This is a genomic window from Paraburkholderia sp. IMGN_8 (genome assembly GCF_038050405.1).
Lineage (GTDB): Bacteria > Pseudomonadota > Gammaproteobacteria > Burkholderiales > Burkholderiaceae > Paraburkholderia.
Genome location: NZ_CP150900.1, coordinates 4,165,231 through 4,178,657, shown reverse-complemented (window position 1 = coordinate 4,178,657; position 13,427 = coordinate 4,165,231). Strand labels below are relative to the sequence as shown.

The window sequence follows — 13,427 nt, the reverse complement described above, 5'->3', positions numbered from 1 at the left end:
TTAGAGTGGATTTTTGCTAGTTTGATCGGCGAACAGCGAATAGGCGCGAAGGTCCGCGCGATTTAATGAAGTTTTGAGATGGATTTGCCACGCATCGGGTGGATTCGGGTATGCCCTGGTGCGTGGTGTTCAGGAAAAAGTAGCCTAGGCACAAGCGCCTGGTGGCCCTCATGACCATACGATTCTCGCTGTCGAACTGGCTGCGAGGTTTATGGCGCCGGCGCCTTCTCCATGACCGCGACGGGCGCCGAGTCGAGTGGCACGATCTCGTTGAAATGCGAGTAATCGATGTGACTCACGCCGTCTTCCTCGCGCATGATGTCTACGAAGCGGTAATGCCAGTAGATCTGATCGCAAGTCCACAGGTGGCGTGCCTGCATGGTCTGGGAAGTCGATTCGTCGACCCCTTCGAGCGTGAGCAACAGGGACGTGTCGCGGCCCTTGAGTGTTTCGGCGGTTTCACCGAACAACGGGCTGCTTTCGTCGATGACGTGCATCAGGCTCCAGCCCAGTTTGAACACGGGATGCTGATCGCGCACCAGGGTCAGGTCATAGAGCTTGCGCAGCGTATAGCCTTCGACGGTCGTTTCCTGCCGCATGATGCGCAGCCTTGCGCGTGCTTCGGCGATGACGTTCTGACGGGCGTTGGCGGCGCGCACCATCAGCGTCATGCGGCCTTCTAGCGGCCGCACGATCGCGTAGCGGGCAAACATGATCTTTGCATGCGGGCGCGAAAAACGCGCGAAGATCAGCCCTGTCGCCAACGCGATGCTGGACATGCCGACAAAGATTTCCAGCGTCGCGATCCAGTGTGCGTAGACGGTTTGCGGATGCATGTCGCCGTAGCCGACTGTGGCGAGCGTTTCGACGCTGAAGAAGAATGCGCCGCCGAAACCTGCCGGAAACTGATTGGCGATCGACGCCGCGCCGAGCATGTAGAGCGTGGCGAACACCGTGTTGAGCAGCAGAAACAGCACAGCGAGCGACACGAAAAACGTCGGCCAGCGGACCACTAGTGCGCGGTGATAGAGATCCTGCCAGAGCGGCGTCGGCATACCGTGCGCGACGACCACGCGATCGTCCAGGCGCATCTCGCGGCTGCCGCGCGCGCGACGTCGTTGCGCGCGTGCTTCGGCGTCGCCGATGCCGGGAAAGCGGTCTGACGGTTCGGTAGCCATCACGTGCTCGGGGAGAGGAAAACGCGCAAAGCGTAGCACGACGATCGGTGCACGGAAGGTGATTTTCGAGGGTGCTGCGCGGATGGTGAAAGCGGCGCCTCTACGGCGATTCTGGCGAGCGCTGGGATGCTTGTCCGGCTGGTGCGCTTGCTTACTGTGGGGCGTGATCGGCGCGCTTGCTCCGGCTCTTCCATGTCTATGGAAATGCGCGTGGCTTTGGAACACCGGCGCCGTGTTCTATATCGTCGACGGCTTGTTGATGCGCTGCGGCGATTGCTTCGGCTTCGTCCGCGTAGCCGTCATCGTCGCCGACGGTCGTCCACGACTTGACGGCTTTTTCACGATGACGGATTTCGTATTCCGCGTCCCAGCGTGCGCCGTCCAGTTCGAGTGGGCGGACATGAATCGAGTAGACGCCGTGGAGGAAGAGCTGTTCATCCATGATCGCCTCCGGCCGGTTGGTTCAGGGATGGCGCAGTGTGATCGGCACGGCGCCGTGATGCCTAAAGTTCGATTTCACCGAGGATTCGGTGGGCGAGGGCTTTGGCTTCCTCGAGTGCTTCTTCTGGCGTTAATGACGTGGCTTCGACTTGGTAGACCGTGGTTTCTGGGTCGGCGGTTTCGTCGCCTTCGTCGCGCGAGAGGGCTACCACGCCCTGGAATTCGTCTCTTTTTAGTTCTCGTACCGAGGCGGTGGCTGTGTAGATGCCCTTGGTGTAGGTGATGTCTTCCATTGGGGGCTCTCCTTCCAGGGGGTTAAAGTTCATCGTAGCACGTGGTTTTGGTTTTTGCCTTTTGGCTTTTGCCTTCGCGGCGGCATTCTTCTGTGTGCCTACGGCGTTGGCCTTTCCTTGTTTTCTTAGTGGTCTATTAGCGTCGCCCCTGTGCGGGGCGGGCACTTACTTTCTTTGCCGCCGCAAAGAAAGTAAGCAAAGAAAGCGGCTTCACACCGCTAACTCTTAAGCGGGTCTCCTGGCTTGGAGGGGGTAGTGGAGCATCTGGAATCAGTGTTCTCGCACACTCCGCGCTGGTGACAAGGCAGTCATTCTTCCGGCGGCGCTGCGCGCGCCGTGGCGGTACTTCTCAAAACCGATCGCGGATTTGCGCCTCCGGTGTCATCCTTCCCGCCTCGCACTGCGTGCTCGTCGAAACGGTCTGCAAGGGAAACCAGGGGCTTCGCTTGTGCGCGGTGGGTGCCATCGGCTTCGCCTCGGCGCGGCGCCGAGGTGTGCGAGTACGGGCCGCCACCGCGAGCGAGACGCTATCGCCTTCGCCGGATATGGGGAACGCGAGGGCGAAACACTAGCGCCTAGGCGAGGCATTGGGGAAGGGAGTGCGAGCCACCGCGCCGAACCAGGCGCAGGCGCCCAAACCGCCAGGCGGCTTGATGAAGTACCGCTGCGCCAAAACGCCCGGTGGTTTGATGAAGTACCGCTGCGGCGCGCGCAGCGCCGCCGGAAGAATGACTGCCTTGTCACCAGCGCGGAGTGCGCGAGGGCACCGATTCCAGATGCTCCACTGCCTCCTCCAAGCCAGGGGACCCGCTTAAGAATTAGCGGTGTGAAGCCGCTTTCTTTGCTTACTTTCTTTGCGGCGGCAAAGAAAGTAAGTGCCTGCCCCGCACAGGGGCGACGCTAATAGACCACTAACAAAACAAGGAAAGGCCAACGCCATAGGCACACCAACAATGCCGCCGCCAAAGGCAAAAAAACAACTACAACAGAGCTACAACCTCATCTAAAGAAGGCGCATGCGCCCCAGCATGCCTACACGCCGCCGCGCCAGCGGCCAAAGAAAAAGCCAGATGCTCTGACCAGGACCTCTGCGGAGCAGTCATCAAGCTAAACAGCAAACCGCCAATAGAAGCATCCCCAGCCCCAACAGTATCGACAACCTCAACCCGAGGCGGCCGAGCCTCAACCACCTTGGCGCCATCGATCAACATTGCCGTCTCCGACCCACGCGTCACGAGCACCGTGGCAGAAGGATTCATCTCCCGCAATTGCGCCAACGCGCCCGCCTCATCGGCGGACTTGAACAGCAATCGCAAATCCTCATCCGACACCTTGATCAAATCAGCCAGCGCAGCCATCTTCCGCAAAGTCGGCTCATACCCATGCTCCATCAGGTTCCGATAGTTCGGATCAAAACTGATCTTCACACCGCGCGAGCGCAACTCAGCCGCCAGCCCGGCAAGCGTGTCGCCCAGCGGCTGCCGCACAAGGCTAATGCAACCAAAATGCGCCCACTTCACCTGCTCCATCCAGCCAGCCGGCAAGCGCGCCGGATCGAACGCGAGATCGGCGCCGTTCTCGCCCATGAAGAAATACGCAGGCGGATGCGTCTGGTGAACGATCGCCAGCAAAGGAGGGCGCTCCACGCGCTGCATGAAGCGCATGTCGAGGCCCGCGGCGACGCTCGCGTTCCAGAGGTCGTCGGAGAAGTTGTCGACGCCCAGTGAACCGGCGCACGCAGTCGGTAAACCAAGCCGCGCCACGCAACGCGCGACATTCCAGCCGGCGCCGCCAGGACGCGACAGCCATTGCGATGCGCCAGTCCGCACGAGATCGGTGAGGATGTCGCCGGCAGAAACGAAGAAGGGAAATTCGGTGTTCGCGCTCATTTTGTTCACTCCGCGGATTCAGGCGTCTCAGCCTCGCCGGAAGGCAGCGCATGCGCCAGCACTTCGTAGCATGCGCCCATTGTGTGATAGTCGGTCTTGCCGGCAGGACTCTTTTCGTCGCTGTACTTGCGGTTATCGCAGGTGAGGATGCGATACCACGCGCCATACTTGTGATCGACGAAATGCGCCCAGCTGTAGCGCCAGATCTCGTCGTACCAGTCCCAGAAGCGTTCGTTGCCCGTGCGCTTGCCGAGCAGCGCAGCAGTCGCGAACGTTTCAGCCTGCACCCAGAAATACTTGTCGTGGTCGCAAACGGTGCCGTCCGGACCGAAGCCGTAATAGAGGCCGCCGTGGTCTTCGTCCCACGCGTGCATCATGGCGGCGTCGAACAGCTCGATGGCGCGCGGCAGCAGCCACGGCAGCGGACGATATCGTTCGAGAATCAGCAGCAGCTTCGCCCACTCGGTCTGATGCCCCGGCTGAAACCCCCACGGACGGAAAATGTTCGAGCTGTCTTCTTCGTTGTAATGCCAGTCGATCGACCAGTCCGCGTGAAAGTGCTCCCACACCAGCCCCTGCGACAGCTTCGCCTGACGCAGCGTGATGTTCGACGCCACCCGTTCCGCCCGATCCAGATAGACGAGGTGGCCGGTCGCTTCGTGCGCGGCGAGCAACGCCTCGGTGGTGTGCATGTTCGCGTTCTGGCCGCGGTACGAACTGACGCGCCAGTCGGGCGTCGCTTCGTCGGCGTAGAGGCCCGCGGCGGCGTCCCAGAAGCGGTGGTCCATCAACTCGAAGGTTGCGCCGATCATCGGCCTGGCTTCGTCGATGCCGGCCAGCGCCGCATGTGAATACGCGAGCAGCACGAACGCGAGGCCGTAGCAGTGACGCGTCGCGTCGAGCGTGCGCTTCTTGCCGTCGCGCCATTCGAGCTCCCAGTCGTAGCCTTCGTGCTCGGCGTCCCAGTGCGCTTCGCGCAGAAAACGCAAACCGTGACGCGCGTACTCGAGATGCTGCGGGTCGCCGAACTGGCGATACGCCATCGCGTAGTTGAAGACGTAGCGGCAACTGCTCACCAGATGGCGCGTGGTCTTGTCGTAGACCGAACCGTCGTCGCGGAAAAAATGGAAGAAGCCGCCGCTTGGGTCGAGCACGTTCGGTGCGTAAAAGCGCAGCGTGTCCTGCACATGCGCGAGCAGAAAATCGCGGCCGCGGAAGTTGTCGACGGGCGGCACCGCAGCGGGAACGGCATTGGCATGGGCCGCGCCGTTTGCTGCGGAGTGAAGCGGATCGGATTGCATCATGGCTGTTTCACCAAAGTACTGGCACGGGCAATGAGATGGACGGGCAAGCGGACTTCCAGTTTGGCGGGTGCGTCTTCAAGCAGCAGCTCGACGCCGCGCCGGCCGAGCGCTTCCTTGTCGACCGAAATGGTCGACAGCGGCGGCGTGGCGTGGGCGGCGGCGGGAATATCGTCGAAACCGATGATCGCGATGTCCTCGGGCACGCGCAGGCCGCGCGCGAGACACGCGCGCAGCGCGGCGAGCGCGGCGGCGTCGTTATAGGCAAACACGGCGTCGGGTCGTGCGCCGGGTGCGTCGAGCAACTGGTGCATCGCGCGTGCGGCGCCGCTGTCGGGATCGAGGCCGGCGTCGATGGTCACTTCCAGCGACGGGTCGAACAGCAAACCCGCTTCGAAAAACGCGCGCCGGTAACCGAGCGCGCGCTGTGCAATGCTGAAGTGCGCGAGCGACCCGCCGATGAACGCGACGCGCGTGCGTTTCTGTTCGAACAGATGGCGCATGGCGAGCGTGGCGCCCGCGGCGTTCTCCAGATTCACCGAGCGCAAGCCGGGCGCCCACAGATCGATCAGCACGAGCGGGCGCTGCATCGCAACCAGCATGGTCAGCGTTTCGGGTTCGACGAAACCGGCGATCGCCACCGCATCCGGCGCGTGCAGGCGCATCTGCTGGATCACGTCTTCAGTCGGGCCTGCAGTCAGTACGGACGGGACGATGCCGCGTTCACGGCACGCGTCTTCGACGCCGTGCAGCACGTGCGAAAAGAACGGGCTGACCGCGAAGTTGTTGTGCTGCCGATGCAGCAGGAAAGTGAGGCGGCGGATGCGCGGGCGCAACTGGGCGGCGTCATAGCCGAGCTGCCGCGCGGCTTCGACGACGCGCACGCGAGTGGCCTCGGAGAGGCCCGGCTGGTTCTTCAGTGCGCGTGAGACGGTGCCGATCGACACGCTGGCTGCCCGGGCGACGTCGCGGATGGTTGTGGCCATCGAATGAAGCGGCCGCAACGGAGGGCGGCCGTACGGTGTTTAAGTTCGGGCGATTGTATAGTAAAACCCGCCTAAAACAGCCCCGAAAACACGCGATCGATACCGGGAAATACCCGTATATATGGATATTTCCATGAATATTGTGTTTAGTAAAAGCTGCTAAACAGCACCTGTTTTGAGCGGCTCGGCAAAGCCCGCGGGCTTAGTCGAAAGCAGCGTGCGCGACCTCCGTTTGTCCGCGCAGCAGTGCGACGCTCTCGCTTGCATCGATCAGCACGAAACCGCTCGTCTCGTGCTTGGCGCGCCGCTTCGCCACCGCCGCCACGGAAGCAATCTCCTCGCTGCTATAAAACGACGGGCCGCCGTCTGACTCGACGTGCACGCAGCCGATCGCCATCGTCACGAAGCCGAAGAAGGTCGGATTGCCACGCCGGTCTTCCCCGTGGATGCCGCCGGCCAGCCGGTCGGCCGGTGCGTAGAAGCGCTGCGCGCCTTCGTTGAACACGTGAATCGCGCGCAGCACACGCTCCTTCCAGTCGTCGCTCTGGAACAGGATCAGGAAATCGTCGCCGCCCACGTGGCCGAGAAAGTCGCGGGTCGGGTCGCAGACGTCGACCAGCACGGCGGCGGCGAACTTCAGCACTTCGTCGCCTTGCCAGTAGCCGTACTGATCGTTGAAGGGCTTGAAGTGGTTCAGATCGACATAGCACGCGTAGAAGCCGGCGTCGTTGCCGAGCAGGCGCGCGATGTGCGAACTGATCGGGATGTTGCCCGGCAGAAAGGTCAGCGGGTTCGCGTAGCGCGCGGCTTCTATGCGCACTTCGGTCACCGCGCGCACGAGGTTCTCGCCGGTGCCGAGGCCGACGTATTTGCCGTTGTCGGTGATGACGAAGCCGTCGGCAAGATAGCGTTGGTCGTCGCTGGCGAGGAGTTGGGCCATCTGCTCGACGGTCATCGATTTCTCGATGATCACCGGCGACGCGTTCGCAAACAGCAGACACGGGCGCTTGCCGAACAACTCGCGGTGGTACGGCAGCGCGTAGTGGTCCATGAAGCTGCGCCGGTTGATCAGCGCGAGCGGTTCGTCGTGCTCGACCACCGCCACCGCGTGCAGATCGGGCAGGCGATTGAACAGTTCGAGCACGTCGTTGTTGGTGGCCTCGCGCGGCAGCGCGGGCGCGTGCACCAGCATTTTCGCCGACGCCATGCCGCCCGACGGCGACGCGCTGCTGACCGTACGCGTGGTTTCGGGAAACACGGCGATGTGACCGGCGCTCAGCGCGTCGCGGGCGTCGTCGGTGACACTGCGGGCCGGTTGCGCGTTGGGCCGGCCGAAGAAATAGCCTTGCCCGCAGCCGATCCCCATGTCGCGCACCACGATCAGATCCGCTTCGTTCTCGATGCCCTCGGCGACCAGCCGCGCGCCGCTCGCGTTGGCGAAGTACTGCATCGCGCGCACAGCTTCGAACTTGAGCGGATCGCAGGCGATGTCGTGGATGAAGAAACGGTCGATCTTCACGACGTCCGGTTGCAGCCGTACCCACAGATTCATGCTGGCGTTCGCGGTGCCGTAATCGTCGAGTGCGAATTGCGCGCCGGCCGTGCGCAGCGCCGTAATGACCGGCAAGAAGCTGCCGACGTCCGGAATCGAGCTTTGCTCGGTCAGCTCGATCACGATCCGTTGCGGATCGACGCCGCAATGGCGCAGCAGCGCCAGCGAGCCGTCGTGCGCATCGGCCAGCTGGCGGATCGCGTCCGCGCTGAAATTGAGGAACAGCTTGCCTTCGCACTCCAACTGCATGAACGCTCTGATGCAGGTGCGCGCGGCCGCGCGTTCGAGTTCGATCGCGCAGCCCTCGGCCAGCGCCTGCGAAAACAGCGCGAACGGCGTTTCGAGGGACGTGCCGGCCGGTCCGCGGATCAGGCCCTCGTAGCCGAGGATCGCGCGGTTGTCGAAATCGATGATCGGCTGGAACACAGCGGACAGCTCGCGCCTGGCAATCAATTCCTCGACGCGCGGCGCAGCGGATCGGGAGGGCGAGCGAAGTTGCATGGCAGTCAGGCGTAGCGATCGACCCTCGGTTTATCGGCCCACATTGCTTGAGATTAAATGAACTTTTGATGAATCGTTGCACTGAAATGGTGCGTCACGTGTTCCTGTGACGTTGTGCCCGCCAGGAATCCGCCTATGCCATCCGGCTGAGGCGACACCGGCGGCGTTTCCGCGTGAAATAACAAAAAAAAGCCGCACGAGGCGGCTTTCTTCAAATAACGCTCAGGGAGGGCGCTAATGAATGTCCTGTTTGCATTGCGTGCATATTCAACGGCGGGCAACGGCGGCGGCGGGCCGCTCGCGCGAGGCGGCGCGGGTTTCGCCGCTGGTGTCGCGGGCCCCCCAGCGCTGCGCGAGCGCGGCGCACACCATCAGTTGGATCTGGTGGAACAGCATCAGCGGCAAGACCACGGCGCCCACCGCATGCGAGGCGAAAATGACCTTGGCCATCGGCACGCCGGCGGCGAGGCTTTTCTTCGAACCGCAGAAGATGATCGTGATCTGATCCGCGCGGTTGAAACCGAGCCGCTTGCTGACGAACATCGTCACGGCCAGCGCCAGCGCGAGCAGCACCACGTTGATGAGCAACAAGCCACCGAGGGCGGACAGCGGAATCTGGTGCCACAGGCCCTCGTTGACGGCCTCGCTGAACGCGCCGTACACCACCAGCAGGATCGAGCCCTGGTCGACAAACTTCAGCACGCCGCGATTGTGCTCGATCCACTTGCCGATCAACGGGCGCAACAACTGGCCGGCCACGAACGGCACCAGCAGTTGCAGCACGATGTTGCCCACCGTATGCCACGGCGAGCTGCCGCCCGTCGCCTGATTGGTAACGACGAGGCTGACGAGTGCGGGGGTGACGAAGATGCCCAGCAGGCTCGACGCCGACGCGCTGCAGACGGCGGCCGGCACATTGCCTTTAGCAATGGACGTGAACGCGATGGACGACTGAACCGTCGACGGCAGCGTGCAGAGGAAGAGGATCCCCGCATAGAGCGCCGGCGTGACAAGTGGAGAAAGGAGCGGTTTAAGCGTGAGGCCGAGCAGCGGAAACAACGCGAACGTGCTGAGCAGCACTACAAGATGCAGCCGCCAGTGCGTCGCACCCGCAATGATCGCTTCGCGTGACAGTTTGGCGCCGTGCAGGAAAAACAGCAGGCCGACCGCAACGTTCGTCACCCAGTTGAAGCCGACGGCGGCCTGCCCGTGCACCGGCAGCAGGCTGGCAAGGATCACGGTGCCCACGAGGCACAAGGTGAAATTGTCGGGAAGCAGTTTCGGGCGAGCCATTGTCGAAATCTCGATTCGGTGATGCGGAAAGAGCAAAGGACGCGCGCACGAAGGCTGCGTCGCAGGCTATGGGAAACGACTATTGTTGTTGAAAAGCGATTGAAAATGCAAATTCATTTACCGAATCGATTAATGAGCATCACGCATCAAAGCGCTGTGTGGAGCATTGAAGCACTGCCCGCTGCTCCGTCTCAGTATTGGCGACGGCGCGTGATTGGTCCACTGCCGTTTTGACAATCCGGTGGGAAATGGCGCCGCCATTCGTCATGCGTCAAGACGCTCCCGATGTCTCGTTAAAGCCGCTCCAGCAAGCTGTTTCCGCGCTTACGTGCAAGGGCACTGTCGCGGAAAAACGTCGCAGTAACAAGGTGTTACAACAGCGGTGGAGGCCTAACACTTTTTGGCTCGACACCCTTTAGCCATGCCCATAAATTACTGCTCAAAGGCCATCGGGATGCCCCGCGCCGCGACAGATCCGCGACGCTCGAGCCGGTCCCAGAACAAGCCCGTCGCAGCTCGAACGATGGGCTTCAGGCAAGTCTTCGGGCAGGTGAGTCACTGGTGGACGGGTTGTCGAGAACGAGGCTCTGGGTGTTGGGTGCGGTTATCGCCGCGCTGTGCTCGTTCGTCTATGCAAAAATGCCGGGCACGTCGCACGGTGGCGGCAGCGGTTACTCGCGCGCTGCTGTGGACCACGCAACGCGCGGCGATGCTCGCAACGCGGGCCGTTATTATGGCGCCACCAAAGTCAGCGTGTCCCGCAACAATCTGGCCGAGCGCCACGCGCGCTTGCCGCACGGCGGCGCGAATCTCAATGGCGGTAACTACGCTAACGGCTTTGGCGGCTACAACACGGCAATGCCTCGTGTAGCCGGACCCGCCGGATATCCCGGCGATCATCGCGGTGATCATCGCGGCGGCATCCAGTACGCCGGTGCAATTACCCCAGTCAGCGCCGAATCGCGCCCAGTGCCGCGTCCGCCGCCCAATGCGCCGGTTCGCGCCGGCTCGATACGTGCCGATGTCGCCCGCTACAACGAAGAGCGCGGCTCGTCGCGCGCAATGCCGCGTCAAGCGGATTATCCGCGTCAGCCAGAAGGCTCTCCTTACCGTAATTAGGCACCGCGCCGAAAACGCGGTCGTCGCCGGTTAGTGCTTTGAAGCGCCCGTCAGCGCAACCGCTTCTGTTACCCCTCTGCAGTCATCCTCGCCGCATTAACCTGGCGCGGATAAACCTCGCTCCAAATCGCGGCTGAAATCCGCTGCCACTTTCCTTCAGATCAAATATTCCGGCTTTCAAACCGATTTGCCGCGTCTTTCCGCTCTGCCGCCGTCCAAAAAGCCTCTGTCAAGGTGACGTGTAGACGCCACACTTTTTTGAAAACGCTCGGCGATAAAGGGTCTCCCGTCGTCAAATTTGATCGTTTCTGCAGCGGCGCGTCATCCGCATGACATCTCGGCCGTTATCAGCCGGTCGGGCGCAATGTCAGCATCGCTTTGCGGTGCGCCGTGCGGCATGCGGCGAAGCGGTTATGACGTGTGCGGCCAAGGCGTTATCAGGCCGATAAGTGACAAAACTAATCAGATCGCTATACCCGCAATAACCAGAGATATTTTTGTCCATAAAAATGGTCCGCAAAGATGGTCCCGCCCAGATTGGCTCGACGATCGAACGGACAACAACAATGGTTCGCGCGAGCTACCCCTTTCGCACAGCCTCACCCTTTTCGACAAAGACAGGAGAATCCATGAAAACAAGCATCAGCCGCGCGCTGAAGACCACCCTCAAGGCAACCGCGTGTGCCGCCCTGCTGGCCAGTGCATCGTCGGCTTTTGCGCAATCGAGCGTACAACTCTACGGCCAGGTCGACGAATGGGTCGGCGCGCAGAAATTCCCGGGCGGCAAGACTGCAGTGCAGGTGTCCGGCGGCGGGATGTCCACGTCCTACTGGGGCTTGAAGGGGGCAGAGGATCTGGGCGGCGGCTACAAGGCCATCTTCACGCTGGAAGGCTTCTTCCGTGCACAGAACGGCGCGTTCGGCCGCTTCACCGGCGACACGATGTTCTCGCGTAACGCGTACGTCGGTATCGAATCGCCGTACGGCACGGTGACCGCCGGCCGTCTGACGACGCCGCTGTTCGTGTCGACGATCCTGTTCAACCCGTTCATCGACTCTTACGTGTTCTCGCCGATGGTGTACCACGTGTACCTCGGCCTTGGCACGTTCCCGACCTACTCGACCGATCAGGGCGTGACGGGCGATTCGGGCTGGAATAACGCGGTGTCGTACTCGTCGCCGAACTTCAACGGCCTCTCCGCGACGGCGATGTATGCACTCGGCAACACGGCGGGCCAGAACGGCTCGAAGAAGTGGAGCGGCCAGGTGCTGTACTTCCACGGCCCGTTCGCGGCGACCGCGGTGTATCAGTACGTGAACTTCAACAACGCCCCGGGCGACCTCGGCAGCGCTGGTGCGTCGGGCATTGCCGGCCTGAAGAGCCAGAGCGTTGCGCAGGTCGGCATGTCGTACGACATGAAGTATGTGAAGTTCTTCGGCCAGTACATGTACACGTATAACGACCAGACCATCACGAGCTGGCACGTGAACACGGCTCAAGGCGGCGTGTCTGTGCCGGCTGGCCCGGGCACGGTGATGGCGTCGTACGCGTATTCGCGCGACGGCGGCGGTTTCGACCAGACCCGTCAGACGGCAGCAATCGGCTACGACTATCCGCTGTCCAAGCGCACGGACCTCTACGCGGCTTATATGTACGACAAGATCAGCAACCAGTCGAGCGGCAACACGTACGGCGTTGGGATGCGCGCGAAGTTCTAAGTACGGTTCCACGCTTGATGCGTATTCGCAAAACCCCGCCTTCCGTCAGGAAGGCGGGGTTTATTGCTTCTGGGGCGCTTCATATGCCGATTTGCCGACCAACCTTTGATAAACCCGGCAAAATGACGTCGATTGATTCCTGAAGCGAGCGATTGAGATGGATACCCTCGTCAGCATGAAAGTGTTCCGGCATGTGGTCGAAGTCGGCAGTTTTGTCGGTGCGGCCGACCGGATGGAGATGTCGGCGGCGATGGCGAGCAAGCACGTGATGCACCTCGAACAGCAACTCGGCGCGCGTTTGCTGAACCGCACCACGCGACGCGTCGCGCCTACCGAGGCGGGCCGCGAATATTACGAGCGACTCTCCCAGGTGCTGACCGAACTTGAAGAAGCCGAGCAGGCGGTCGGCGCGGCGAGCGTCGTGCCGCAAGGGCGCTTGCGGGTGTCGTCGTTGTCGGCGTTCGGCTTGAGCCACGTGATGGCCGCGGTGGCCGACTACGCCGCGCAGCATCCGCAGGTCACCGTCGACATTACGCTGTCCGACCGCGTGGTCGAACTGATCGACGAAGGCTTCGACGTCGCGATCCGGGCCTCGCCGAGCGGCCTCAAATCGTCGTCGCTGATCGCCCGGCAGATTGCGACGGCCCACCTGGTGCTGTGCGCATCGCCCGCTTATCTGCGCCGGCACGGCACGCCGAAGACCGTCGCCGACCTCGCGCGCCACAACTATCTGCAATACGCGGGCGTATCGGCCCTCGAAATCGCGACCGGCGACGCCACGTCTCGGGTGCGCCTGTCAGGCAACCTGATCGTCAACCACCTGGAGGCGCAACGCGTGATCGTGCTGCAAGGCGCGGGTATCGCGCTGCTCGGCACCGAGGTGATCGGCGACGATCTGGCAGCGGGGCGCCTTGTGCCGCTGCTGGTCGACGAAGTGCCGCCGCGCGAGTTGCCGATCCATGTGGTGTACGCGAGCCGCCGGCATCTGTCGGCCAAGGTGCGCTCGTTTGTCGATTTCCTTGCCGGGCGTTTCGCGAACGAAGCGCTGTGGCCGTCGCTCGAGCAGATCAAGGCACTGGCGGTGCGCTAGGCCTGCCGGGGCAGCCGAGGCGCTGCAAGCCGTTTCGCTATACTGGTTGCCAGCAGCCATACGCGT

11 protein-coding genes are annotated in these 13,427 nt (G+C 62.3%); 3 read left to right on the top strand and 8 right to left on the bottom strand.

The annotated features are described in order from the left end of the window. Positions 1 to 209 precede the first annotated feature (209 nt). From WN982_RS19005 to WN982_RS18970, 8 genes are all read right to left on the bottom strand, one after another. The gene (locus WN982_RS19005; protein WP_341313446.1) at positions 210 to 1,178 is read right to left on the bottom strand and encodes an ion channel; all 969 of its coding nucleotides are present in this window, start codon (positions 1,176 to 1,178) and stop codon (positions 210 to 212) included. Between the two features lie 196 nt (positions 1,179 to 1,374). Continuing rightward, on the bottom strand, positions 1,375 to 1,620 hold the full coding sequence (locus WN982_RS19000; RefSeq protein WP_341313445.1) for a hypothetical protein: 246 nt from the start codon (positions 1,618 to 1,620) through the stop codon (positions 1,375 to 1,377). Positions 1,621 to 1,681: 61 nt separating this feature from the next. Further along, complete coding sequence (locus WN982_RS18995; RefSeq protein ID WP_341313444.1) at positions 1,682 to 1,912, bottom strand: hypothetical protein; 231 nt, start codon at positions 1,910 to 1,912, stop codon at positions 1,682 to 1,684. A gap of 980 nt (positions 1,913 to 2,892) precedes the next feature. Then, a complete protein-coding gene (locus tag WN982_RS18990) occupies positions 2,893 to 3,801 on the bottom strand; it encodes a carbohydrate kinase (RefSeq protein WP_341313443.1) in 909 nt (302 codons plus the stop codon). Between the two features lie 5 nt (positions 3,802 to 3,806). After that, entirely contained in the window at positions 3,807 to 5,105 is a 1,299-nt protein-coding gene (locus WN982_RS18985; RefSeq protein WP_341313442.1) for an AGE family epimerase/isomerase, read from the bottom strand. Further along, positions 5,102 to 6,088 carry a LacI family DNA-binding transcriptional regulator gene (locus tag WN982_RS18980; RefSeq protein WP_341313441.1) on the bottom strand — a complete coding sequence of 329 codons (987 nt, stop codon included), beginning with the start codon at positions 6,086 to 6,088 and terminating at the stop codon, positions 5,102 to 5,104. The genes WN982_RS18985 and WN982_RS18980 overlap by 4 nt, the downstream gene beginning before the upstream one ends. 202 nt (positions 6,089 to 6,290) lie before the next feature. Next, complete coding sequence (locus tag WN982_RS18975) at positions 6,291 to 8,141, bottom strand: phosphodiesterase (RefSeq protein WP_341313440.1); 1,851 nt, start codon at positions 8,139 to 8,141, stop codon at positions 6,291 to 6,293. Between the two features lie 267 nt (positions 8,142 to 8,408). Further along, positions 8,409 to 9,434 carry a bile acid:sodium symporter family protein gene (locus WN982_RS18970; RefSeq protein ID WP_341313439.1) on the bottom strand — a complete coding sequence of 342 codons (1,026 nt, stop codon included), beginning with the start codon at positions 9,432 to 9,434 and terminating at the stop codon, positions 8,409 to 8,411. Between the two features lie 561 nt (positions 9,435 to 9,995). Here WN982_RS18970 and WN982_RS18965 point away from each other — a divergent pair. The 3 genes from WN982_RS18965 (at position 9,996) to WN982_RS18955 (ending at position 13,361) form a co-directional block, all read left to right on the top strand. Then, positions 9,996 to 10,553, top strand: coding sequence for a hypothetical protein (locus tag WN982_RS18965; protein WP_341313438.1), 558 nt, complete (start codon positions 9,996 to 9,998; stop codon positions 10,551 to 10,553). A 629-nt stretch (positions 10,554 to 11,182) separates the two neighbouring features. After that, positions 11,183 to 12,271, top strand: coding sequence for a porin (locus tag WN982_RS18960; RefSeq protein ID WP_341313437.1), 1,089 nt, complete (start codon positions 11,183 to 11,185; stop codon positions 12,269 to 12,271). Between the two features lie 157 nt (positions 12,272 to 12,428). Beyond that, positions 12,429 to 13,361, top strand: a complete 933-nt coding sequence (locus WN982_RS18955; protein WP_341313436.1) for a LysR family transcriptional regulator — start codon at positions 12,429 to 12,431, stop codon at positions 13,359 to 13,361. Positions 13,362 to 13,427 lie beyond the last annotated feature (66 nt).

Excerpts from the sequence above, each read along its gene's own strand:
- WN982_RS18980 (WP_341313441.1), bottom strand. The coding sequence starts at position 6,088 with ATGGCCACAACCATCCGCGACGTCGCCCGGGCAGCCAGCGTGTCGATC.
- WN982_RS18955 (WP_341313436.1), top strand. The coding sequence starts at position 12,429 with ATGGATACCCTCGTCAGCATGAAAGTGTTCCGGCATGTGGTCGAAGTC.
- WN982_RS18985 (WP_341313442.1), bottom strand. The coding sequence starts at position 5,105 with ATGATGCAATCCGATCCGCTTCACTCCGCAGCAAACGGCGCGGCCCAT.
- WN982_RS19005 (WP_341313446.1), bottom strand. The coding sequence starts at position 1,178 with ATGGCTACCGAACCGTCAGACCGCTTTCCCGGCATCGGCGACGCCGAA.
- WN982_RS18970 (WP_341313439.1), bottom strand. The coding sequence starts at position 9,434 with ATGGCTCGCCCGAAACTGCTTCCCGACAATTTCACCTTGTGCCTCGTG.
- WN982_RS18990 (WP_341313443.1), bottom strand. The coding sequence starts at position 3,801 with ATGAGCGCGAACACCGAATTTCCCTTCTTCGTTTCTGCCGGCGACATC.
- WN982_RS18975 (WP_341313440.1), bottom strand. The coding sequence starts at position 8,141 with ATGCAACTTCGCTCGCCCTCCCGATCCGCTGCGCCGCGCGTCGAGGAA.
- WN982_RS18995 (WP_341313444.1), bottom strand. The coding sequence starts at position 1,912 with ATGGAAGACATCACCTACACCAAGGGCATCTACACAGCCACCGCCTCG.
- WN982_RS18960 (WP_341313437.1), top strand. The coding sequence starts at position 11,183 with ATGAAAACAAGCATCAGCCGCGCGCTGAAGACCACCCTCAAGGCAACC.
- WN982_RS19000 (WP_341313445.1), bottom strand. The coding sequence starts at position 1,620 with ATGGATGAACAGCTCTTCCTCCACGGCGTCTACTCGATTCATGTCCGC.